The 23546-nt window shown below is 62.8% G+C and carries 23 protein-coding genes; 12 read left to right on the top strand and 11 right to left on the bottom strand.

What is annotated here, in order from left to right; genetic code table 11:
- The first annotated feature begins 298 nt into the window (after window positions 1–298).
- The 4 genes from C5J26_RS28170 (at window position 299) to C5J26_RS28185 (ending at window position 5782) form a co-directional block, all read left to right on the top strand.
- Window positions 299–1252, top strand: coding sequence for an ornithine cyclodeaminase family protein (locus C5J26_RS28170; protein WP_105404781.1), 954 nt, complete (start codon window positions 299–301; stop codon window positions 1250–1252).
- A complete protein-coding gene (gene hrpB / locus C5J26_RS28175; RefSeq protein ID WP_105404782.1) occupies window positions 1252–3738 on the top strand; it encodes an ATP-dependent helicase HrpB in 2487 nt (828 codons plus the stop codon). The genes C5J26_RS28170 and hrpB overlap by 1 nt, the downstream gene beginning before the upstream one ends.
- An 86-nt stretch (window positions 3739–3824) precedes the next feature.
- Window positions 3825–5141: an ActS/PrrB/RegB family redox-sensitive histidine kinase gene (locus C5J26_RS28180; RefSeq protein ID WP_245441306.1), complete on the top strand. Its 1317-nt coding sequence runs from the start codon at window positions 3825–3827 to the stop codon at window positions 5139–5141.
- A gap of 65 nt (window positions 5142–5206) precedes the next feature.
- The gene (locus tag C5J26_RS28185) at window positions 5207–5782 is read left to right on the top strand and encodes an ActR/PrrA/RegA family redox response regulator transcription factor (RefSeq protein ID WP_046607960.1); all 576 of its coding nucleotides are present in this window, start codon (window positions 5207–5209) and stop codon (window positions 5780–5782) included.
- On the opposite strand, the gene C5J26_RS28190 is transcribed toward C5J26_RS28185, so the two are convergent.
- Window positions 5783–6286, bottom strand: coding sequence for an MmcB family DNA repair protein (locus tag C5J26_RS28190; protein WP_105404784.1), 504 nt, complete (start codon window positions 6284–6286; stop codon window positions 5783–5785).
- Window positions 6287–6465: 179 nt separating this feature from the next.
- Here C5J26_RS28190 and C5J26_RS28195 point away from each other — a divergent pair, with 179 nt between their 5' ends.
- On the top strand, window positions 6466–7137 hold the full coding sequence (locus C5J26_RS28195) for a L,D-transpeptidase (RefSeq protein WP_046668083.1): 672 nt from the start codon (window positions 6466–6468) through the stop codon (window positions 7135–7137).
- Window positions 7138–7221: 84 nt separating this feature from the next.
- On the opposite strand, the gene C5J26_RS28200 is transcribed toward C5J26_RS28195, so the two are convergent.
- The 8 genes from C5J26_RS28200 to hslV all read right to left on the bottom strand — a co-directional run bounded on the left by C5J26_RS28200 (window position 7222) and on the right by hslV (window position 17567).
- On the bottom strand, window positions 7222–9393 hold the full coding sequence (locus tag C5J26_RS28200; RefSeq protein WP_105404785.1) for a malate synthase G: 2172 nt from the start codon (window positions 9391–9393) through the stop codon (window positions 7222–7224).
- 112 nt (window positions 9394–9505) lie between these two features.
- Entirely contained in the window at window positions 9506–10426 is a 921-nt protein-coding gene (locus C5J26_RS28205; RefSeq protein WP_105404834.1) for a LysR family transcriptional regulator, read from the bottom strand.
- A gap of 103 nt (window positions 10427–10529) precedes the next feature.
- Window positions 10530–12557 carry a hydantoinase/oxoprolinase N-terminal domain-containing protein gene (locus C5J26_RS28210; protein WP_206051234.1) on the bottom strand — a complete coding sequence of 676 codons (2028 nt, stop codon included), beginning with the start codon at window positions 12555–12557 and terminating at the stop codon, window positions 10530–10532.
- A gap of 53 nt (window positions 12558–12610) precedes the next feature.
- On the bottom strand, window positions 12611–14029 hold the full coding sequence (locus tag C5J26_RS28215) for a cytochrome P450 (protein WP_105404786.1): 1419 nt from the start codon (window positions 14027–14029) through the stop codon (window positions 12611–12613).
- A 44-nt stretch (window positions 14030–14073) separates the two neighbouring features.
- Complete coding sequence (locus C5J26_RS28220) at window positions 14074–15009, bottom strand: DUF1402 family protein (protein ID WP_105404787.1); 936 nt, start codon at window positions 15007–15009, stop codon at window positions 14074–14076.
- Between the two features lie 215 nt (window positions 15010–15224).
- Entirely contained in the window at window positions 15225–16532 is a 1308-nt protein-coding gene (hslU, locus tag C5J26_RS28225) for an ATP-dependent protease ATPase subunit HslU (protein WP_105404788.1), read from the bottom strand.
- Window positions 16529–17053, bottom strand: coding sequence for a GNAT family N-acetyltransferase (locus tag C5J26_RS28230; protein WP_105404789.1), 525 nt, complete (start codon window positions 17051–17053; stop codon window positions 16529–16531). Before C5J26_RS28230 ends, hslU begins: the two co-directional genes overlap by 4 nt.
- The gene (gene hslV / locus C5J26_RS28235) at window positions 17040–17567 is read right to left on the bottom strand and encodes an ATP-dependent protease subunit HslV (RefSeq protein WP_038547464.1); all 528 of its coding nucleotides are present in this window, start codon (window positions 17565–17567) and stop codon (window positions 17040–17042) included. Before hslV ends, C5J26_RS28230 begins: the two co-directional genes overlap by 14 nt.
- A 189-nt stretch (window positions 17568–17756) precedes the next feature.
- On the opposite strand from hslV, the gene hisB reads away from it, so the two are divergent.
- The 7 genes from hisB to coaA are packed head-to-tail and all read left to right on the top strand — an operon-like array spanning window position 17757 to window position 22418.
- The gene (gene hisB / locus C5J26_RS28240) at window positions 17757–18365 is read left to right on the top strand and encodes an imidazoleglycerol-phosphate dehydratase HisB (RefSeq protein ID WP_046668209.1); all 609 of its coding nucleotides are present in this window, start codon (window positions 17757–17759) and stop codon (window positions 18363–18365) included.
- A 19-nt stretch (window positions 18366–18384) separates the two neighbouring features.
- A complete protein-coding gene (locus tag C5J26_RS28245) occupies window positions 18385–18876 on the top strand; it encodes a DUF2628 domain-containing protein (protein ID WP_172746145.1) in 492 nt (163 codons plus the stop codon).
- Entirely contained in the window at window positions 18876–19526 is a 651-nt protein-coding gene (hisH, locus tag C5J26_RS28250; protein ID WP_105404791.1) for an imidazole glycerol phosphate synthase subunit HisH, read from the top strand. Before C5J26_RS28245 ends, hisH begins: the two co-directional genes overlap by 1 nt.
- 29 nt (window positions 19527–19555) lie before the next feature.
- Window positions 19556–20299: a 1-(5-phosphoribosyl)-5-[(5-phosphoribosylamino)methylideneamino]imidazole-4-carboxamide isomerase gene (gene hisA, locus C5J26_RS28255; protein ID WP_105404792.1), complete on the top strand. Its 744-nt coding sequence runs from the start codon at window positions 19556–19558 to the stop codon at window positions 20297–20299.
- A complete protein-coding gene (gene hisF / locus C5J26_RS28260) occupies window positions 20296–21084 on the top strand; it encodes an imidazole glycerol phosphate synthase subunit HisF (RefSeq protein WP_105404793.1) in 789 nt (262 codons plus the stop codon). Before hisA ends, hisF begins: the two co-directional genes overlap by 4 nt.
- A gap of 18 nt (window positions 21085–21102) precedes the next feature.
- A complete protein-coding gene (locus C5J26_RS28265) occupies window positions 21103–21426 on the top strand; it encodes a phosphoribosyl-ATP diphosphatase (protein WP_105404794.1) in 324 nt (107 codons plus the stop codon).
- Entirely contained in the window at window positions 21423–22418 is a 996-nt protein-coding gene (coaA, locus tag C5J26_RS28270) for a type I pantothenate kinase (protein WP_105404795.1), read from the top strand. The genes C5J26_RS28265 and coaA overlap by 4 nt, the downstream gene beginning before the upstream one ends.
- A gap of 31 nt (window positions 22419–22449) precedes the next feature.
- Here the strand turns inward: coaA and C5J26_RS28275 are convergent, their stop codons facing one another.
- Together C5J26_RS28275 and arfB are read right to left on the bottom strand one after the other, a co-directional pair.
- Window positions 22450–23061, bottom strand: coding sequence for an alpha-ketoglutarate-dependent dioxygenase AlkB (locus C5J26_RS28275; RefSeq protein ID WP_105404796.1), 612 nt, complete (start codon window positions 23059–23061; stop codon window positions 22450–22452).
- 16 nt (window positions 23062–23077) lie between these two features.
- Window positions 23078–23512: an alternative ribosome rescue aminoacyl-tRNA hydrolase ArfB gene (gene arfB / locus C5J26_RS28280; RefSeq protein WP_105404797.1), complete on the bottom strand. Its 435-nt coding sequence runs from the start codon at window positions 23510–23512 to the stop codon at window positions 23078–23080.
- Window positions 23513–23546: the final 34 nt, after the last annotated feature.

A 23546-nucleotide genomic window follows, 5' to 3' on the forward strand; every position in this document is an offset into this window, starting at 1 on the left:
CGGTCCCAACCAGCATGCGCCAATCAATCAGTGATTTCTGAAGAACGAAAGTCGTCGTCGCCAGCAGCGCCGCCGCCCTCGTTCAGTGAGCGGGTTATAGAGCCGACCCCAGTTTGAAGTCAACAGCCATTTTCAAAAAACTGTCATTTTTCTCGGGACCTGCCCGAAACACGCGATTTACGGTCATAAAATGAGCAGCGCTTAACGAAAGGGCAGCTCCGGAGCGCCGAAAAACCCATTTTACGCGGCGATTTCCCGTTGTTAGGGTAAAACCGATTTCTGGCGGCTGGAGTATGACATGCTGGTATTGAATGAAGTGCAGACCCGGGATGCACTCCCCTTTGCGGAACTCATCGCGGCGATCGAGGCGATGTTCAAAAGCGACTGCGTCATGCCGGTGCGCCACCATCATGAGATGGAGGTGCCGGGTGAGGCAAATGCGGTCATGCTGCTGATGCCCGCCTGGGTGCCGGGCGACCATATCGGCGTCAAGATCCTCAACCTGTTTCCGGACAATCATCTCCGGTCCCTATCGACCATCTTCGGCAGCTACCTTCTTTCGTCGGGCAAGACCGGCGAGATGCTGGCGATCGTCGAGGGCGGCGAGCTGACGGCGAGGCGCACTGCCGCGACCTCGGCGCTCGCCGCCCGGTATCTCGCGCGGGAAGATGCCGAGACCATGCTGATGGTCGGAACCGGCCGGCTTTCGCTCAACCTCATGCAGGCCCATGCGATCACACGGCCGCTCAAACATTTCCGCATCTGGGGGCGCAATATAGAGAAGGCCGAAGAGACGGCGCACGAAGCACGGATGCTCGGGCTCGACGCGGTGGCCGTCACGGATCTGGCCGTCGCGGCCGGACAGGCGGACATCATTTCCTGCGCGACGCTATCGAGCGAGCCGCTGATCCGCGGCGAATGGCTGAAGCCGGGTGCGCATCTGGATCTCGTCGGCGCCTTCAAACCGAGCATGCGCGAGAGCGACGACGAAGCGGTGCGGCGCGCGTCGGTTTTCGTCGATACGCGTGCCGGCGCCATGAAGGAAGGTGGCGACATCGTTCTGCCGCTTGCAAGCGGCGCGCTGTCGAAGGACGGGATCAAGGCGGAGCTGGCCGAACTCGCGCATGGAAAACATCCCGGCCGCACAAGCGCGGACGAGATCACGCTCTTCAAGTCGGTGGGCGCAGCGCTCGAGGATCTTGCCGGAGCGATCCTCGCCTATCGTCATGTCAGCGGACAGGTTTCGCACTGATGGCCTCAGCGCATGAGGCAGGTCCGATCACCAAGAACCTGCCAAGGCTTCCCGTTACCGACGTACTAGGCAATATAATGGTGGCGCTGGCCGAAGGTACGCGCGCGGTCCTTTCCGCCCCACCGGGCGCCGGCAAGACGACGCTGGTGCCGCTCGCGCTGCTCGACCAGGCCTGGTGCACCGGAAAGATCATCCTGCTCGAGCCGCGGCGGCTGGCGGCGCGCGCAGCCGCGTCCCGTATGGCGTCGCTGCTCGGCGAACAGGTCGGCGAGAGGGTCGGATACCGGATGCGGCTCGACAACAAGGTCTCGGCGAAGACGCGGGTCGAAGTGGTGACGGAGGGCGTTTTCGCCCGGATGATTCTTGACGATCCGGAACTGACCGGTGTCTCAGCGGTGATCTTCGACGAGTTCCACGAGCGGTCGCTCGACGCGGATTTCGGTCTGGCGCTGGCGCTGGATGTGCAATCGGCACTGCGCGACGATCTGAAGATCCTTGTTATGTCGGCGACACTGGATGTGGAGCGGGTGGCGGGCCTGCTTGGCGAGCCTCCTGTCATCAAGAGCGAGGGCCGGACTTTTCCGATCGACATCCAGCATCGCGATCGCGCACCGAACGAAAGGATCGAAGACGCGATGACGCGGGCGATCGTCGAGGCGCACGCGAATGACACGGGCTCCATCCTGGCTTTCCTGCCGGGCCAGGCGGAAATCCTGCGCACGGCCGAGCGGCTCGCGAACCGGTTCGGCCCGGAGACCGTGGTCGTGCCGCTTTATGGCAATCTTTCCCAGAGGGAGCAGGATCTGGCGATCCGGCCGGCGCCCGCCAGGCAACGCAAGATCGTGCTGGCGACGTCGATCGCCGAAACCTCCATTACTATAGACGGAGTGAGGATCGTCATCGACAGCGGGTTGCAGCGCCTGCCGGTGTTCGAGCCCTCGACCGGGATCACCCGGCTGGAGACGGTGCGTGTTTCCCGCGCCTCGGCAGATCAACGGGCGGGCCGTGCCGGCCGTACCGAACCGGGCATCGCGATGCGCCTCTGGCATCCGGGGCAGACGGCAGCGCTGCAGGCGTTCACGCCACCGCAGATTCTGGCAAGCGATCTTTCCGGCCTGGTTCTCGATCTTGCCCATTGGGGCGTCCAGGATCCGAAGCGGCTTGCATTTCTCGATCCGCCTCCCGGGCCCGCCTTCAATGAGGCAAAGGTGCTGCTGACCCAGCTCGGCGCACTCGACCCTCAGGGCGGGCTGACGGAAAAGGGCCGGCTGATGCGAGAGCTGGCGCTTCCGCCGCGGCTTGCAGCCATGGCGATTTCCGTGGCGGAGGAGGGTTTCGGCAGGCCGGCGAGCCTGCTTGCCGTCCTCCTGACCGAACAGGGGCTCGGCGGCAGCGACATCGATCTCGATGAACGGCTGCGGCGGTTCCGCAACGAACGTGGCGACAGGGCCGATGCGGCCCGCAAGCTCGCGGATCGGATCTTTTCGAACCTGCCGAAGCGATCGCAATCGACGGAACCGGTTCTGGCGGGGCGTATTCTCCTGCACGCCTATCCGGACCGGATCGCGCTCCAGCGCGGCGGACGCGGACGTTTCGTGATGGCGAACGGGCGCGGCGCGGAACTGCAGGAGACCGAGCGGCTGGCGGCATCACAGATGCTGGTCATCGCCGATCTGACAGGGCGGGCGGCGCAGGCTCGCATTCTCTCAGCAGCAGAGATCAGCCGGGCGGACGTCGAGGCCGAGCTTTCCGACGCGATCCGCGAGAGCGAGGAGTGTTTCTTCGACCGGGCGAGCCGGCAGGTACGCGCCCGCAAGGTGACGCGGCTCGGCGCCATCATCTTTGAGGAAAGGCCTTTGCCCCGGCCGAGCGGCGAACGGGCCGCACAGGCGCTTGCGGACGGCGTGCGGGAACTGGGGCTTCAGGTCCTGCCATTCTCCAAGGAAGGTGCGCATTTGCGCGACCGGATCGGCTTCCTCAAACGGTCGATCGGTGAGCCCTGGCCTGATATGAGCGACGAGGCGCTGCTCGCCCGGCTCGATGACTGGTTCGTCCCGTTCCAGGGCAGTACATCGGGCATCGATTCCATCGCTCCCGGCAGTCTTTCGGAAGGGCTTCGTTCGCTCATTCCGCATGAGGTATCCCAGAATCTCAACAAGCTGGCACCGACGCATTTCGAGGCGCCTACGGGCGAGCGGCATCCGATCCGTTACGATGGCGAGGAGCCGGTCCTGGCAATCCGGGTGCAGGAACTGTTCGGGCTGAAGAAACATCCGGCGATCGCCGGCGGAAAGCTGCCGCTGCTGCTCGAGCTCAACTCGCCGGCGCATCGGCCGATCCAGACGACGCGGGACCTGCCCGGCTTCTGGGCCGGTTCCTGGAAGGATGTGCGGGCCGAAATGCGCGGCCGCTATCCCAAACATCCCTGGCCGGAAGACCCGGCCGAGGCTGCGCCGACGACACGTGCCAAACCGCGCGGGACGTGACAGAATGCCGCCTGCGACCTGAGGTCGAGCCGGTTTATGAAGGCTGCCTCAAGTCACTTAATATAGGGCAAGGTAAAGAGCAGACGGTGAGCGTAGACAGTCCTTCAGTGCGGTTTGCGCAATTCGGCCCTTCGAGCCGGCGGATCCGGCTTCAGACGCTGGTGCGGCTGCGCTGGCTCGCGGTCGCCGGCCAGACGATCACCGTGGTCATCGTCGGGCTGCTGCTGCAGTTTCCGCTGCCTCTTCAGGAAGCTGGCATCCTGGTCGGCGCGCTTGCGGTCGCCAATCTCACGCTATCGGCCTGGTTTCCGCCGACCCATCGGCTGGGGCCGAAATCGGCGCTGGCGCTGCTCGGTTTCGACCTGCTGCAGATGGCGGCGCTGCTGTTCATCACCGGCGGGCTTGCCAACCCCTTTGCACCGCTGATCTGCGTTCCGGTCATCATCGCTTTCGCTTCTCAGCCGCTGCGCCATTCGCTTGTGCTGATCGTTTTCGCGCTGGTCTGCACCACGGTGCTCGCCTTTTCGCCCTATCCGGTGCCCTGGTACGAGGGCGAGCCGCTTCGGATCCAGCCGGTCATGCAGCTCGGCGTCTGGTGTTCGATCGCCTCGATGATGATGTTTGCGGCCTTCTATGCCTATCGCGTCAGCCATGAGGCGACGCTGCTTGCCGATGCGCTGGCGGCGACCGAACTGGTCCTGGAGCGGGAAAAGCATCTTTCGCAGCTCGACGGGCTGGCCGCCGCCGCGGCCCATGAACTCGGCACGCCGCTCGCAACCATCAGCGTCGTCGCCAAGGAGATGGAGCGCGAACTGGCGCCGGACGACAAGTTCCGCGAGGATGTGCTGCTGCTGCGAAGCCAGAGCGAGCGCTGCCGCGACATCCTTCGCCGGCTCACCTCGCTTTCCGCCGAAAGCGAGGAACATATGCGCCGGCTGCCGCTTTCCTCCCTGGTCGAAGAGGTGGTGGCGCCGCATCGGCAATTCGGCATCGAAATCGAAATTATCGAGAAAAACGACCGGACCAACGAGCCAGTCGGAAACCGCAATGCCGGCATTATATATGGGCTCGGCAACCTGATCGAAAATGCCGTCGATTATGCCAGGAGCAAGGTGATCCTCACGGTGGAGCACGACGCCGAGCGGGTGGCGATCACCATCGAGGACGATGGCCAGGGTTATGCGCCGGATATTCTTTCGCGGATCGGCGAACCCTATATGACGAAGAGGCCCAAGGAAGACGAACGGGCCGGTGGGCTTGGCCTCGGCCTCTTCATCGCCAAGACGCTGCTCGAACGATCCGGGGCCTCGATCCTCTTCGGCAACCGTGACAGCGGCGAACCGGGTGCCCGCATTCATATCGAATGGCCACGCTCGGTGATGGATGCGCAGGACTTGAAATAGGCCGGCCAGCCGGCCGATCATCATGAAAAGGCAAGCGGGCCTTCGAAACCCGCGGAGAAAAAGAGATGGAAACACACCCGGAACCGACCAAGGCTCATGCCGACCCAGAACTCGGGCCTGACCCTTCGCTGCTGATCGTCGATGACGACGGGCCGTTCCTGCGCCGGCTGGCCCGGGCGATGGAGACCCGCGGCTTTCTGGTCGACACGGCGGAGTCCGTCGCGGAAGGCATCGCCAAGACGAAGGCGCGGCCGCCGAAATATGCGGTGGTGGATTTGCGCCTCGGCGACGGCAACGGGCTGGATGTGATCGAAGCGATCCGTCAGAGCCGCGAGGACACCAAGGTGATCGTGCTGACCGGCTACGGCAATATCGCAACGGCCGTGACCGCGGTAAAGCTCGGGGCGCTCGATTATCTCGCCAAGCCCGCCGATGCCGACGACATTTTTGGCGCGCTGACGCAGCGGCCGGGCGAGCGCGCGGACGTGCCGGAAAACCCGATGTCGGCGGATCGCGTGCGCTGGGAACATATCCAGCGGGTCTACGAGATGTGCGAGCGCAATGTGTCCGAGACGGCGCGCCGGCTCAACATGCATCGCCGTACGCTGCAGCGTATCCTCGCCAAGCGCGCGCCGAAATAATCAGCCGCCATCGCTCTCGGCATCATCGAATGTCTTGCCGGTCGCCCATTCCGCCAACATCAGGCGCTGGGCGGCGGCGCGTGAGAAGTTCAGCGTCATCGCCTTGCGGGTGGAGGGCGGCAGTCTGTGTTCCGGTGCGTCACGTAGCAGATGCCCGCCATAACCGTCCGAGAGGAAAAGGCCGCAATCCTCCGGGAAGATGTCGAGAGGCACGTCCTTGTGCGTCGCGAAAAACAGGCGGTCGCAGAAGTACCGGTATTCCGGCCACTTACGGTCGACGCGAAAATCCTCGATCGACGTCTTGATCTCGACGATCCAGATCTCGCCCTTTTCAGAAATGGTCACCAAATCGGCGCGCCTTCCGCTCGACAGCACGAGTTCCGGCAATATCGCATGCCGCATGTCGTGGAGCAGAATCTGGACGCCCTTGCGGACCAGCATGGCGCGGGCCGACTGCCGCCCATCTATTAACGGATTATTACTGGCAAGGTTGAGTATAGTCATAGAATCCCGAAAAACCGTTTCCATGATGTTGCAAAAACGCCATGGCTTTATTCAATCATGCGCCGGCTCTGTTTTGATGCGCTGCAGCGCTTGCCAAGCGTAGTCTAATCGAAAATAACCCGTCATCAAAGGTGGGCCAAAGGCCCATCTAAATCGATTCGTTTATCCAAGAGATCTCCATGCGCTTTCGCACTAGCATGCTCGCACTCGGCTTGTTGGCAACTGCCGCCTTGGCCGGTTGCGCCTCCACGATTCCCGGCGGCGGCACCCAGGTGGCCACGGCCTCCTACACCGAACAGATCTTTACCGACTCCTACGGTTCGGTGAGAGACGCCGGCTATACGCTTCCGGCAATCCCGATCAACAAGGTGGACAAACAGTACGTCCGCCAGATCGTCAGCTATCAGACCAGCGAAAAGCCGGGCACGATCGTCGTCAACACACGTGAGCGCCATCTCTACTACATCATGCCGAACGGCAAGGCGATGCGCTACGGCATCGGCGTCGGCAAGCAGGGTTTTGCCTGGTCCGGCACGGCCTATGTCGCCTGGAAACAGGAATGGCCGACCTGGCATCCGCCGAAGGAAATGGCCGGCCGTCGTCCGGACGTCGCAAAATACGTCGAAGACGGCATGGGCCCCGGCCTCAGCAACCCGCTCGGCGCCCGCGCCATGTACCTGTTCAACGAAAAGGGCCAGGATACGCTCTTCCGTCTGCACGGTACGCCGGAATGGAACTCGATCGGCACCGCGGCTTCGTCGGGCTGCATCCGCCTGATCAACCAGGACGTCATCGACCTTTACAGCCGCGTCCGTCCGGGCCGCGAAACCAAGGTCGTGGTGGTCCAGTAATCGCGAAATTCGACGAGAATACGAAAAGGCCGCCGAGAGATGTCTCCGGCGGCCTTTTTCTTTGTCCAGCTCTTTACTTTCCGGTCAGCCGGCGAGCTTGGCTTTCAGCTCGAGACGGCGGCGATGGAGGACCGGCTCGGTATAACCGTTCGGCTGCTCGCGCCCCTTGAGCACCAGATCGAGCGCGGCCTGGAAGGCGACGGAACCGTCGAAATCCCTGCTCATCGGGATGTAGAGCGGGTCTCCGGCATTCTGGCCGTCGACGACGCCGGCCATGCGTTTCATCGTCTCGACGATCTGTTCCTCGCTGACCAGCTTGTGATGGAGCCAGTTCGCCATGTGCTGGGCCGAGATGCGCAGCGTCGCGCGGTCTTCCATCAGGCCGACATTATTGATGTCCGGCACCTTCGAGCAACCGACGCCCTGATCGATCCAGCGGACGACATAGCCGAGAATCCCTTGCGCGTTGTTGTCGAGCTCGCGCTGGATTTCCTCCGCGGTCCAGTTCGGCCGAACGGCGACCGGCACGGAGAGGATATCCGACAGTTTGGCGCGGGGGCGGCTCTTCAGGCCGGCCTGAACGGCGGTAACGTCGACCTTGTGATAGTGGGTGGCATGCAGCGTGGCTGCGGTCGGCGACGGAACCCAGGCGGTGTTGGCGCCGGCTCTCGGGTGGGCGATCTTCTGCTCCAGCATCGCCGCCATCAAGTCCGGCATGGCCCACATGCCCTTGCCGATCTGCGCATGGCCGGACAGGCCGCATTCGAGGCCGATATCGACGTTCCAGTTCTCGTAGGCCGCAATCCAGGCGGCCTGTTTCATGTCGCCCTTGCGGATCATCGGGCCTGCTTCCATCGAGGTGTGGATCTCGTCGCCGGTACGGTCGAGGAAGCCGGTATTGATGAACACGACGCGCTCGCGCGCCTCCCGGATGCAGGCCTTGAGGTTGATGGTGGTGCGGCGCTCCTCGTCCATGATGCCCATTTTCATGGAATTGGTGGGAAGACCGAGCGCCTGTTCGACCCGGGCAAAGATCTCGCAGGCGAAGGCGACCTCTTCCGGCCCGTGCATCTTCGGCTTCACCACATACATGGAGCCGGCCCGCGAGTTCTGGCGCCGACCGTTGGGGCCGATATCGTTGATGGCGATCAGCGCCGTCACCATGGCGTCCATGATGCCTTCCGGCACCTCCCTGCCCTCGCTATCCAACACTGCCGGATTGGTCATCAGGTGACCGACATTGCGGATCAGCATCAGCGAGCGGCGCTTCACGGTGATCTCGCCACCCGCGGGCGACTTGAAGGCGGTATCCGGGTTGAGCTTGCGGATGAAGGACTTGCCGCCCTTGGCCACCTCCTCCTGAAGGTCGCCGTTCATCAGGCCGAGCCAGTTGCGGTAGACGACGACCTTGTCCTCGGCATCGACGGCGGCGATCGAATCCTCGCAGTCCATGATGGCAGTCAGTGCCGATTCCAGCCAGACATCGGAAATCCGGGCGGGATCGTCCTTGCCGATCGCCGTCGTGGCATCGATCAGGATTTCGATATGCAGGCCGTTCTTCGTCAACAGCAGATGCGTCGGCTCGGCGGGTTCTCCGAGATAGCCGGCAAACTGCGCCGGATCGGCAAGATTGACCGTCTTGCCGTCCTGGGCTGCCGCCGCAAGCATTCCGCCCGTCACGACAAACGAGGTGACGTCCGTCCAGCTTGCGCCAAATAGCGGCACCGACTGATCGAGAAAATCCCGCGCCCAGGCGATGACCTTGGCGCCTCGGATCGGGTTGTAGCCCTTGCCCTTTTCGGCACCGTCCGTCTCGGGAATGGCGTCCGTGCCATAGAGTGCATCGTAGAGCGAACCCCAGCGGGCATTGGCGGCATTCAGCGCATAACGGGCATTCATGACCGGTACGACGAGCTGCGGGCCGGCGATCTCGGCGATTTCCGGATCGACCTTGTCGGTCGAAACCGTGAAATCCGGCCCTTCCGGCAGCAGATACCCGATGTCGCGGAGGAAGGCTTCATAAACGGCCAGATCGCTGGGGGCGCCGTTCTCGCGGTACCAGCCATCGAGCTTTGCCTGGAAGGCGTCGCGCTTGGCGAGAAGCTCGCGGTTCTTCGGCGCCAGATCGTGGACGATCTTCGAAAACTCGGAGAAGAAGCGGCCGGCATCGACACCGGTGCCCGGCAGCGCTTCCTTCACCAGGAAGTCGTGGAGCTTCTCGTCGATTGCAAGACCATTTTTTTCGATACGGGCCATCGGTTCCTCCGAATTTTTCATGCCGCGACTGTCTTTGTTAGCGAGCGAAATTGCAATTGCACAAATATTGAATGACCTATGCCATATCGGAAATAATCCCCGCTGATAGCAGCTATTTCCGGCCTGCCTCCGGGGAATGCCGCTCCCAATAAGGCGTCGGCCCATAGAGGCCCGCCAGATACTCGATGAACGCCCGGACCTTGGAGGGAAGATGCTGCCGGCTCGGATAGACCCCCGAGACCGAGACATTTTTGGAGCCTTCGTACCCTGGCATTACACTCACCAGACGCCCGTCCTGGAGTTCGTTGCCGATGTCCCAGGTGGATCTTAGCGCAATGCCGAGGCCGGCGATTACCGCTTCGCGGATGACCTCGCTCGAATTTGTGTTCAGCCTTCCAGCCGGTCGGTAAATCAGCGGGCCTTTGGGACCTTCCAACCTCCAGGGTTCGCCATTATGGGCCGTGAGGCATTGATGGTCTGCCAGTTCCTCAATGCTTGTCGGGGCGCCGTGCCGCTCGATGTAGGAGGGAGAGGCGCAGAGAATGCGCCGGACCTGCACAAGCTTGCGGGCGACAAGGCTCGAATCTTTCAGCTCGGATATGCGGATCGCCACGTCAAAACCCTGGGCGATGATATCCGTGAACTCGTCCGACAGCATCAGGTCGATCGACAGATGCGGGTTTGCCTGCATGAATGCCGGCAGATGAGGCGCGATATGCATCCGCCCGAACGAAGTCGGCGCGGAGATGCGCAGATTGCCGGCGATCTCGGTCGACCGGCCGGAGACAAACTGCTCGGCATCCTCGATCCCGGTCAGGACGTTGGCGATCCTGTCGTAAAAACCCTTGCCTGCGTCGGTCATCCCGACCTGGCGGGTGGTCCGCTGCAGGAGGCGCGTCCCCAACTGCTCCTCCAGCCGCTTGATGCGCTTTGAGACCACCGCCGGGGAAATGCCGAGGCCCTTTGCCGCCACCGACATGTTTCCGGTGGCCGCCACTTTGACGAAGATTTCCAGATCGGCGAGATTGGTGATCACTGCAGTTTTTCCCGGCTGGAATAAATGCCGGTCAACTTACGCCCTTTTGAAGAGAGCTTAAAAGGGCGATACATTCTGGGCGTCGAGGAACATGGGACGGCTAAGCCACCTGGAAAACGGCTATCCTGGGCCTGCCGACGGCCACGGCAGTAATCCGTGCCTCTATGAGCTTTCGCGAGCCCTCGATTTCCGGCGCATCCAGTTCTTCCGAGACGGTCACGGCGGCGTCCTTGGCGCCATCCTCACTCGCCTGCGCCAGCGCGGCTGTGATTGCACGGTCACGGGCCGTTGCCAGTGCTTCGGTTTCGCCGATGACCGCAATACGCTCGCCCGCTCCGGACACTATAAATCGGCCCTCTTCCGGGGAAGTGACAACAATGGTGACGCTGGCACGGACCTGGCCGACCACAGCCCCGACGGCATTCGCGACATCGGCATCGGCCGGTATGACCGACTGCGCGCCGAGCATATCCGCGACCGCCGGATAATAGACGGGTGCCGAAGCGCCGAGCCCGATCAGCGGACGATCCAGCGAGACGGAGAACCGGGCGATGCCGGGAATGCGTTTCAGCGCTCGGTCGACGGCAAGCGAAACCGCCGGATCGATGGCTTCGGCGCCGTCTTCGGAAAGACAGGCGGCGAGCACCGCTTCAGACGACTGGCGCGTCAGCCGGCTCACGATCTTCTCGGCCAAGTCTTCCGGGGAAGCGGCGATCCCGCGCCCTGCGCCGTCCTTGCGCCGGGCAGCAAGTTCGAGACCCAGACTTGCAGCTTCTCCGCACCATTGGTTCTGGCGGCCGAGCACGTGCAGGGCATCGGACGGGGTGATGCCGCAGAGATGCACCAACCCTCTCGCAACCAGCCGGTCGAGAACCGCCTTTTGCGAATTCATGGTCAGAAGATCATTGAGCGAAACCGGCGCAATGCCAATGCGGGCGAAAAGTGCCTGTTCCGGCGGCTGCAGGCCCTGGGCCATCATATCCGGCACGCCGGTTCGCACCGCAAAGCGCCCGTCGTGCCGTCCGGCATGGCTGGCCCGCAGCTGCCTTTCCAGCGTCGACAGGATGATCTCGCCATGGGCCATCGCGGCAAGGCTCAGCGGCAGAAGCCGGCGCGGACCGAGCGTGAGCCGTGCTTCAAGACCACGGTCGTCGACATGGACTTCGGAATCGCCGCCAAGCCCGTAGGTGCGCAGCGCCACGGCCTCCACCATGGTGCGATGACCGCCGACGACGGCGCCCTCTTCCGCCAGCTTCGGCCGCCCGCCATCGAGAACCGCAACATCCGTGGTCGTTCCGCCGATATCTGAGACGACCGCCTGATCGAGCCCGGTGAGGAAATGCGCACCGACGAGGCTTGCCGCTGGGCCGGAGAGGATGGTTTCGATCGGCCGCAGCCGGGCCTCGGCAGCCGAGATCAGCGCACCATCGCCGCGCACCACCATCATCGGCGCCGTGATGCCGCGCGCGGTCAGAAAGCCCTCGCAGGAGCCGACCAGCCGGTCGATGATCGACACCAGCCGGGCATTCAGCAGCGTGGTCAACGCACGGCGGGGACCGCCGAGTTTCGACGAAAGCTCATGGCTGCAGGTGACGGGCAGATGCGAAAGCGCGCGAATGCGGTCCCTCACCCGGATTTCATGAGCCGGATTTCGGACAGCGAAATAACCAGCGACCGCAAAGGAAGACACCATTCCGCCAAGCGTGGGCATGGCCGCCTCCAGAGCCCCCATGTCGAGCGGCGTTTCGTTGCCATGCACGTCATGGCCTCCGGGCAGGAAGATCACCGGGTCATTTCCCAGCGCCTCCGCAAGTCCGCCGCGGGTCAGATCCTCCGCGGCAAAGCCGATCATGATCAGGGCGGCACGACCGCCCTGCCCCTCGACCAGCGCGTTGGTGGCAAGCGTCGTCGACAGCGAAACGAGGCCGATAGCCGAAGCGGAAACCGCGCTCTTTCCCAGCACCGAATCGACGGCACCGGCAATGCCGACCGCCAAATCATGCCGGGTCGTCAGCGATTTCGCCTTGGCGATAACGCCTTCGCCCTCGCGGAACAGCACCGCATCCGTATAGGTGCCGCCGGTATCAATTCCGAGAAGAAGAGGGCCGGGAAGAATGAATGAGGCCACGCGAGAATCCTGAAGATCGGGTCGATGGATCAATAGCGCATAGGCCGCCAAGATCAATTCACCACCGGAGACCTCTGATGTCGCGGACTGACCCGCATCAGCAGGCCATCTCGCGGCTGGGTGGTCAGCTTCTGGACCGGCCAGACCTTGGTTTCGGGCGTCACATCGAAACGATAGCGACCCATCAGCACCGCAAGCGCGATCACCGCCTCCTGCAGGGCGAAGGTGGCGCCGATGCAGGTCCGAGGCCCCGCACCGAAAGGCAGATATTGGAACCGGTTCAGCTTGCCGCGGTTCTCGGGCAGAAACCGCTCGGGCATGAAGGCCCGCGGCTTTTCCCAATAAAGTTCGTGGCGGTGCAGCGTCCAGGGCATGACCAGCACGGTCACGCCGGCGTCGATCCTGACCGTCTTGCCTTCCGGGCTCGTCCAGCTGTCGTCGCTGATCGCTTCGCGGTTGATCGAAGGCGCCGGCGGATAGAGCCGCAATGCCTCCTCGAACGCCGCCCGTACCCGGGGCATCAGTTCCAGCCATTCCACCGGATCGGCGCCGGTCGCCCGAACACGGTCGATTTCTTCCTCCATGTTCTGCCGTACCGATGGCGATTCCGCGACGCAATAGAGCGTCCAGGCCAGCGCCCGGGCCGTCGTCTCGTGCCCCGCGCCGATGAAGGTGAGGATATTGTCCTCGATCTCGCCCATCGTCAGCCCGTCCGGACCGGCAAGCTGAAGCAGCAGCGTCAGGAAATCCTGCGGCACGTCGCCCGGATGGTTGCGCATCCGCTCCTGCCGCATAAGCATCGTTTCTGCGACCACGCGCCGGAACTTGTCGAGGATCCGCCTGCCGCCGATGCGGGTGACGCGTGGCACCCAGGGCGGCGCACGCAACATATCCATCGGGTCGATCCGCCCCATGCGATGCAGAAGCTGGTCGACATCGTCGGCAACGGTCTCCTTGTTCCCGGCGATCTCGCCGGAGAACAGGGTTTCGGCGAGGATGGCATAGGTCAGTTCGGTCATGTCGACGGAAATATCCCGGACCGAGCCCTCGGCGCCGGCCTCGGCATATTTCCTTGAGAACTCCTCGGTCTGGCTCAGCATCTGGCCGGCAAAACCGCGGGAATGTCTTGGCGTGAAGACCGGAGCCATGGCCTTGCGGCAGCGTTTCCAGACCTCGCCTTCCGCCGTCAGCAGACCGTCCCGCAGGATCGGGCGAAGGACGAGCTGGCGGATTTCCGACATCTCGTAATTGCTGACATTGTCCACCAGGATATGCCGGATAAGCCCGGGATGATTGACGATCAGCGTCCGTTCCTTGAAGAACTTCGTCTCGAACCAGGGCAGCGTGTAAGAAACCTTGCCCCAGAGTTCCAGCGGATTGCGCAGCGCAGTCCAGATGACCTCGATCGGGTTCAGCAGTCGATCTCGAAGCGGAGGTGCCGGCGGAACGAAGGGTTCGGGGCGGATGTCCATGGACAGCCCTCCTCAGGGGTTTCCTATGGAGGGAATATCAGCCGTCAGAGGAGAGATTTCAACTCGACGAGCTTGTCGTTGACCAGCCAGCCGTAATAATTCTCCTCCGGCAGGCCGCCGCGGGCAGCCAAGGCCGCGGCGCGCTGAGTCGAACCCCCGGTATTGTAGAGCGTCGCGGTGATGCCGGGATTGCGGGAGATATCCATGCCGGCGATCGTCTTGTAGTCGTCGATGGAGCGGCGGATGCTGGCTGCCATATAGGCGAGCGACTTGTCCGGATCCATGATCGCATCATAGACCGCTGCCGCTTTATTCTCGTCGAGCTTCGGATAACCGGAGGTTCTGGCCACCATGTCCGAGAGCATCAGCGCCGTCAGCGGATTGACCTGGCCGAGGCCAAAAGTCTGGCCGGCATAGAAGGGCTGAAAAAAGACCGCACTGAAGCGGTTGTCGGGAAACGACGTGCCGCCGACCGAACGGCCGCGAAAGCTCTTTTCCCAGACGCCTTCGCGGCAGGTCCAGAGCTTGTAGGAATCGGCGAAATCGCCGCATTTGCTGAATTCCGGCCGGTCGAGAAACTGCTGGATGGTCTCGTCGCCATAGCCGAAACGGAAACTGTTGCCGGCATAGGCGGCGGCCTTGACGTAATAGGTCTGCAGCCGGTCATAGGCATCGACATTGTAGGTGTGCTCGCCGACGATCGCGCCGATCATGTGGATCGGATCGATACCGTAATCGGCGGCCGTCGACCTCACCTTGGCGATCAGCTTCTTGTCGGAGGCCAAAAGGTCGCGGATCTTCTCGTATTTGTCATCGAAGGTGGTGCGGCCGGCTCGGGTCCGGCGTACGGAAGCGCCGGGAACCTTCGGCTGTTCCGCGTGACGGTTTCCTTCGGGAACCATCGTAAGTCCGCCAGCGAGCGCGGAAGAAGCCGCGGACGTCGCGACGACAAGGATCAGTGCCAGAAGGATGCGTTTCAAGATTTTTGCGTGTCCCAGGACTTCGACTATGCCGTTCTCCGGCACGGGATGCTGAAAGCCATTCCAAACCGACTCACTCAAGCGCCGGATATTTCCATGAAAACGCGCTTCCCTTACGCGAGGCGCAAGGACCGTGTCGAGACGCGGGCGTTCAAAATCCCGTCAGCGCCGGCAAATGAGCAGCCGGACGTTGCCCGGCTGCCACGATTGCCCGCTCAGAGAATATAGCGCGACAGATCGGTGTCGGCGGCAAGGTCACCGACATGCTTCTTAACGTATTCCGCATCGATCGTCACCGCCGTGCCGCCCTGATCGGGGGCGTTGAACGAGATTTCGTCGAGCACCCGTTCCATCACGGTCTGCAGCCGGCGGGCACCGATATTCTCGACCGAAGAGTTGAGGTGCACGGCGACATCCGCCAGTGCGTCGATCGCATCCTCGGTGAAGTCGAGCGTCAGTTCTTCCGTTTCCATCAGCGCCTTGTACTGGCGGATAAGGCTCGCCTCGGTTTCCGTCAGGATGCGGCGGAAGTCCTCCTTGGTGAGCGGCCTCAGCTCGACCCGGATAGGCAGGCGGCCCTGGAGTTCCGGCAGGAGGTCGGAGGGCTTGGAGACATGGAAGGCGCCCGAGGCAATGAACAGGATATGGTCGGTCTTCACCGGTCCGTATTTGGTCGAGACCGTGGTGCCTTCGACCAGCGGCAGCAGGTCGCGCTGTACGCCTTCGCGGGACACACCGGCGCCCATGCCGCCGTCCCGGGCGGCGATCTTGTCGATCTCGTCGAGGAAGACGATGCCGTCGTTTTCAACCGAGCGGACAGCCTCTCGCTGGATGACCTCGTTGTCGATCAGCTTGTCGGATTCGTCGCGGATCAGTTCGCCATAGGATTTCTTGACGGTGGTGCGGACCTTCTTGGTGCGGCCGCCCATCGCCTTGCCGAACATTTCCGACAGGTTCAGGACGCCGATATTGGCGCCCGGCATGCCGGGAATCTCGAAGCCGGGCATGCCGGCGCCGGTGTCAGTGACCTCGATGTCGATTTCCTTGTCATCCATCTCGCCGGCGCGCAGCTTCTTGCGGAAGCTTTCGCGGGTAGCCGGCGAGGACGTCGCGCCGACCAGGGCGTCGAGCACCCGTTCCTCGGCGCTCATATGGGCCTTCGCCTGCACGTCGGCGCGCATCTTGTCGCGCACGAGGCCGATGCCGATCTCGACGAGATCGCGGATGATCTGCTCGACATCGCGGCCGACATAACCGACTTCGGTGAATTTGGTCGCTTCGACCTTGATGAAGGGCGCGCCCGCGAGCTTCGCCAGGCGACGCGAGATCTCCGTCTTGCCGACGCCGGTCGGGCCGATCATCAGGATGTTCTTGGGCATCACTTCGTCGCGCAGGCTCTCGTCGAGCTGGTGACGGCGCCAGCGGTTGCGCAGCGCGATCGCCACCGCGCGCTTGGCGTCGTGCTGGCCGATGATGTGCCGATCCAGCTCGGAGACGATTTCCCGGGGTGAAAAGTTACTCATGTCAAATCCGTTTCTTGGCTTGCGTCCAGCGCCATGAAATGGGCCGGACCGTATATGGATGTCCTGGTGTCGACGTAGCGGAAGCCGGCCTTCTCGTAGGCGCGGATCGCCTGGGCGTTTTCCGGGTCCGGATCGATGACGATCCTTCTCGCGCCCCTTTCGAAAAGCTCAGCGGCCAGCTGGCGGATGACCGCGCTGCCATGGCCGATGCCGACAAGTTCGGGGATGCCGATCGAGATATCGATGCCGAGCGTGCCCTTCGGTTGGTCCCGATAGGGATGGTCCTCTTCAAGATGCGGATCGTAATATTGGAGATAGGCGATCGGCCTGCCGTCCAGTTCCGCGATCATCGGCCGGGTCTCGACGCTGGTCATCGAATATTCGATGCTTGCCAGTTCCTCGTCGACCCCACCCCACCATTTCGCAATATGCGGCTCGGCGAGCCACTGCGCGAGCAGAGGAAAATCCTCTGCCGCGACATCACGAAACGAATAGCGGGGCGCGCCGTCAGCCATCGGCATCCAGCGTTTCGATGACCAGGTTATGGTTGGTGTAGACGCAGATATCGGCGGCGATATCCAGCGCCTTGCGGGCGATCTCCTCGGCTGACTTGTCCGAATCCATCATCGCGCGCGCGGCGGCATAGGCGTAGTTGCCGCCCGACCCGATCGCGATCGTTCCGTGCTCCGGCTCCAGCACGTCGCCGTTGCCGGTAACCGCCAGCGTGGTCGATTTGTCGGCGACCAGCATCATCGCTTCGAGATTGCGCAGGTACTTGTCCGTGCGCCAGTCCTTGGCGAGCTCGACGGCGGCGCGCATCAGCTGGCCCGGATATTGTTCGAGCTTCTTTTCAAGCCGGTCGAGCAGCGTGAAGGCATCGGCGGTCGCGCCGGCGAAACCGGCGATCACTTCGCCCTTGCCGATGCGGCGCACCTTGCGGGCGTTGCCCTTCATCACGGTCTGGCCGAGGCTCACCTGGCCGTCGCCGGCCATGATGACCTTGCCGCCTTTCCGAACAGTAATAATGGTTGTCATAAGCCACCTGTTGGCCCGTCCTGCGGGCATTCGTTTCAGAGCATTCCGGCCCCGTTGGACATTTATGTAAGACGGTCCAGGGCGAATGCAATCTCATGATGCGATGGCGCCGCCACTGCCCTGCTTTTGCTGGATATTTGACGTAGTGCCTGATAAGGAGCGCAGATCGATCGCATGGAGCAGACCCAGATGGGTGAGACGACTACCGCACGCGTGGGCAACATCGTCCGCAAGACCAACGAAACCTCCGTTTCCGTTTCCGTCAATCTCGACGGCGCCGGCGCGGCCAGGATTTCCACGGGCGTCGGCTTTTTCGACCATATGCTGGACCAGCTCTCGCGACATTCGCTGATCGACATGGACATCGAGGTTACCGGCGACCTGCATATCGACGACCACCATACCGTGGAAGACACCGGTATCGCGATCGGCCAGGCGATCTCCAAGGCGCTCGGCGACCGTCGCGGCATCACCCGTTACGCCTCGCTCGACCTTGCCATGGACGAGACGATGACCAAGGCGGCCATCGACGTGTCCGGCCGGCCTTTCCTGGTCTGGAACGTCGCGTTCAGCGCGCCGAAGATCGGCACGTTCGACACGGAACTGGTGCGGGAATTTTTTCAGGCGCTTGCCCAGAATGCCGGCATCACGCTGCATGTCCTGAACCATTACGGCGCCAACAACCATCATATCGCCGAGACCTGCTTCAAAGCCGTGGCACGGACACTTCGCGCCGCCATTGAAATCGACCCGCGGCAGGCCAATCGCGTTCCTTCGACCAAGGGAATGCTGGTCTGACTGCTTGAGGAGACAATCCTTGAGAAGCTATCTCGTTCTGACACCGCCCAATGACCCGCGACGCGGACCCGAGAGGGATCTCCAGTCGACCCTCGTTCTGCGGGACGGGTTTTCCTGGCTGGCGCTGTTGTTTCCGTGGATCTGGCTGTTCTGGCATGGGCTATGGATTGCCGGAATCGTGGTGCTGCTGATCCAGATCGGCAGCGGCATCCTGATGCAGGTTCCTGGTTTCTGGACCGCCGGTCTGCTGCTTGGTTTCGCCACCAGCCTGCTCACGGCACTCGAGGGCCGACATTATCGCTCCGAAGCGCTGATCCGTCGCGGCTGGACACTGGAAACGGTGATCTCCGCCCACGATCTGCGCACGGCCGAGGAGATCTATTTCTCTGGCCTGCCGCAGCCGGAGCAACAACCAATGCCGGTCTCGGCCGAGTGGGCAAAACAGGCAAAACCGCCCGCCGCCGGATGGCAGGCCCCGCACATGGGCCTTTTCGAACATGGAGGGCGCTGATGCGCGTCGCAATCATCGACTACGGGTCCGGCAACCTTCGTTCCGCGACCAAGGCTTTTGAGCGTGCTGCCCGGGAAGCCGGCATCGACGCGGTCATCGACCTGACCGACAAGGCCGAGGCCGTCGCTAGCGCCGACCGTATCGTGCTGCCGGGCGTCGGCGCCTACGCGGACTGCAGCGCCGGCCTCGCCGCCGTGCCGGGCATGCGGGAAGCCATCCTCGACGTCGTCGAGCACAAGGGCCGCCCTTTCCTCGGCATCTGCGTCGGCATGCAGCTGATGTCGTCGCGCGGGCTTGAAAAGACGACCACCGACGGATTCGGCTGGATCGAAGGGGACGTCGTCGAGATGACCCCGAGCGATCCCAGCCTCAAGATCCCGCAGATCGGCTGGAACACGCTCGATATCCATCACCCCCACCCGCTGTTGGACGGCATCCCGACCGGGTCGGACGGCCTGCACGCCTATTTCGTGCATTCCTACCATCTGGCGGCCAAGCACCGCAGCGACGTGATCGCAACCACCGAGTACGGCGGTTCGATGACCGCGTTCGTCGGCCGCGACAATGTGGCGGGCTCCCAGTTTCACCCTGAGAAAAGCCAGACACTAGGGCTTGCCCTCATCTCCAATTTCCTGCGCTGGAAGCCCTGAGCTCGCGCGAACTCTCAAGGACCGAAGACATGATCCTCTTTCCTGCAATCGACCTGAAGGACGGCCAGTGCGTGCGCCTCAAGCTCGGCGACATGGACCAGGCCACCGTCTACAATCCCGATCCCGCAGCCCAGGCCAAGGCCTTTGAGGACCAGGGGTTCGAGTGGTTGCATGTGGTAGACCTGAACGGCGCCTTCGCGGGAACAAGCGTCAACGGCGCTGCCGTCGACGCCATCCTCAAGGCCACGAAGAACCCCGTGCAGCTCGGTGGCGGCATCCGCACGCTCGACCATATCGAAAACTGGCTGTCGCGCGGGCTCGCCCGCGTCATCCTCGGCACCGTCGCGGTGCGCGATCCGGCGCTGGTCATCGAGGCCTGCAAGCAGTTTCCCGGCAAGGTCGCTGTCGGCATCGACGCCAAGGGCGGAAAGGTCGCGGTCGAAGGCTGGGCGGAAGCATCAGAGCTCGGCGTCATCGAACTGGCGAAGAAATTCGAAGGCGCCGGCGTTTCGGCGATCATCTATACCGACATCGACCGCGACGGCATTCTGGCCGGAATCAACTGGGCCTCGACGCTGGAACTCGCCGATGCCGTTTCCATTCCGGTCATCGCATCGGGAGGACTTGCCTCGCTCGACGATATCAGCCGCATGCTGGAGCCGGATGCGGCCCGGCTCGAAGGCGCGATTTCCGGCCGTGCGCTGTATGACGGCCGCATCGATCCCCAGGAAGCGCTGGCCCTGATCCGCTCCAGAGAAGGACGTGCCGCATGACCCTCAAAGCCCGCGTCATCCCCTGCCTGGACGTCAAGGACGGCCGCGTCGTGAAAGGCGTCAACTTCGTCGACCTCATCGATGCCGGCGATCCCGTAGAGGCTGCAAAAGCTTATGACGCCGCCGGTGCCGACGAACTCTGCTTCCTCGACATCACCGCCTCCTCCGACAATCGCGAGACGATCTTCGACGTCGTCGCCCGCACGGCCGACCATTGCTTCATGCCGCTCACCGTCGGCGGCGGCGTGCGTGCCGTCGGCGATATCCGCAAGCTGCTGCTGGCCGGCGCCGACAAGGTCGCGATCAACTCGGCGGCGGTCAACAATCCGGACTTCGTGGCTGAGGCCGCCGACAAGTTCGGCAACCAGTGCATCGTCGTGTCGATCGACGCCAAGCGGCGACGTTCCCAAGCCGTCGGTGGCGACAATTTGAGTGCCTGGGAGATCTATACGCATGGCGGCCGCAACGCGACCGGCATCGATGCCGTCGAGTTCGCGGTCAAGATGGTCGAGCGCGGCGCCGGCGAGCTGCTCGTCACCTCCATGGACCGGGACGGTACCAAGAGCGGCTACGATCTGGAGCTGACGCGGATGATCGCCGACAGCGTCAGGGCACCGGTCATCGCGTCGGGCGGGGTCGGAAGCCTGGACGACATGGTCGCCGGCATCAAGCAGGGCCACGCGACGGCGGTGCTGGCCGCATCGATTTTCCACTTCGGGACCTATACGGTCGGTCAGGCAAAGCACTATATGGCAGAGCACGGCATTGCCATGCGGCTCGATTGAGCGGTCGGAGAGAATGTTATGAGTGAATTTTCCCTGATCGACCTCGAGCGGATCGTCGCCGAGCGGGCCAAGGCATCGCCGGAGGAGTCCTGGACGGCAAAACTGGTCGCTGCCGGCCAGGAGAAGGCCGCAAAGAAGCTCGGCGAAGAAGCCGTCGAAACGGTGATCGCCGCGATCAAGCACGACGGCAAAAATCTGACTGCGGAAAGCGCCGATCTTCTCTATCATCTTTTGGTCGTCTTGAATATTGCGGCGGTACCGTTGCAGGATGTGCTCGACGAACTCCAGCGAAGGACCGGCCAGTCCGGCCTTCAAGAAAAGGCAAGCCGGCCGACATCATGAACATCGTTTCCCAGCCCGCCGAGACGCCTGAGCTCGAAACCGGCTCGAATGCGGAATATTACTCGCCCTATCACCGCTTCAGTGCGGATGAATGGGCGAAGTTCCGCGCAGACACGCCCCTGACGCTCACCGCCGACGAGGTGCAGAGGCTGCGTTCGCTGGACGACCCGATCGATCTCGATGAAGTCAGGCGCATCTATCTCTCGCTGTCGCGCCTGCTGTCGACGCATGTGGAGGCGACGCAACGGCTCTTCCAGCAGCGCAACCGTTTCCTGAGCCTTTCCGACATCACCAAGACGCCCTTCATCATCGGCATTGCGGGCTCGGTCGCGGTCGGCAAATCGACCACCGCACGTATCCTGAAGGAACTGCTCGCCCGCTGGCCGTCGAGCCCGAAAGTGGATCTCATCACCACCGACGGTTTCCTCTACCCCAACGCCGTGCTGAGCCGTGAGAACCTGATGGAGCGCAAGGGGTTTCCGGAAAGCTACGATATAGGCACCATCCTGCGGTTCCTGTCGGCGATCAAGGCCGGCGAACCGAACGTCAAGGCGCCGCGTTACTCGCATCTCACCTACGACGTTCTGCCGGACGAATACACGCTGGTCGACCGGCCGGACATCCTGATCTTCGAAGGCATCAACGTCCTCCAGTCACGGGCGCTGCCGGCCGACGGCAAGATCGTGCCGATCGTCTCGGACTTCTTCGATTTCTCGATCTATATCGATGCCGACGAAGAGCAGATCCACAACTGGTACGTCCAGCGCTTCATGAAGCTGCGCCAGACCGCCTTCCGCGATCCGACTTCGTTCTTCAAGAAATATGCGGCGATCGATGCGGATGCGGCCCGCGCCGTTGCCGAGGGATTGTGGGAAAACATCAACCTGAAGAACCTGCGCCAGAACATTCTGCCGACCAGGCCCCGGGCGGACCTCATCCTGCGCAAGGGTCGCAATCATCTGGTCGAAACAGTCGAACTGCGGAAACTGTAGGCGATCGATCGTCGGCTATTGAATTAAATCGTCAGCTGTTCACGCGGCGGAGCGTCAGGTTGATGCGTCCGCCGTTCTTCAGCAGCGTCGACGTACCCGGATAGATGCGATCGACGCCGTGGAAGGCGAGACGCCCCTCTCCGCCCAGCACGACGACATCCCCACTCGCCAACCGGAAAGAGCCGGTCGGGTCCTGCCGGTTGCGGCCACCGACCCGGAACAGGCAGCTGTTGCCCAGCGAGACGGAGAGAACGGGGGCGGCCAGATCGTTCTCGTCCCGGTCCTGATGCAGGCCCATCTTGGCGTCGTCGGAATAGAAGTTGATCAGGCAGGCTTCCGGCGGTTTTGGATGATCGCCGAGCTTTTCCCAGAGATCGAGCAGATCCCGTGGCATCGGGGGCCAGGGCTTTTTCGTCAGCGGGTGAAAAGACTGGTATCGATACCCCTGGTCCTTGTCCGTTACCCAGCCGAGGGGGCCGCAATTGGTCATGCGCACCGACATGGGTTTGCCGGTGCCGGGCATTTCGGGCGTGTAGAGCGGTGCCTCGGCCACGACGTCTCGTATCAGTTCGACCAGATGCTCCTGCGCCGGTCGATCCAGATAGTCGGGAAGGTGCCTGATGCCATTCGCAAGCGTCGCCAAAGATCAATCTCCGCTGTTAGTCGCCGCTTGGCCGGCCGCGCATCTTCTTGACGTCCGAGCGGCCGGATTTTTCCTTCAACCGCCGCTCCACCGAGCCCTTGGTCGGCTTGGTCTTCTTGCGTGGCGGCGGCGGCGGTTCGGCCGCCTTGAGGATCAGTTCCTTCAGCCGCTCGCGCGCGTCCTCCCGGTTGCGCTCCTGGCTGCGGAACCGGTTCGCTTCTATCATCAGCACGCCATCCTTCGACACCCGTTTTCCGGCGAGCTTGATGGCGTTTTCCTTCACCCGCTCCGGCAGGGACGGCGTGTTGACGATGTCGTAGAAAAGCTGGACCGCCGTGGAGACCTTGTTGACATTCTGGCCGCCCGGCCCGCCCGCCAGCACGAATTGTTCCGTCAGTTCCCATCCGGCGATGGTGATGCGGTTGTTGACGACAAGGGGATTGCTGGCCATGGGTCTCTAAACGCCTGTTTCTGGCGGCATGTTT

It is taken from the genome of Neorhizobium sp. T7_12 (assembly GCF_002968535.1).
In the GTDB taxonomy this organism is placed as follows: domain Bacteria; phylum Pseudomonadota; class Alphaproteobacteria; order Rhizobiales; family Rhizobiaceae; genus Neorhizobium; species Neorhizobium tomejilense.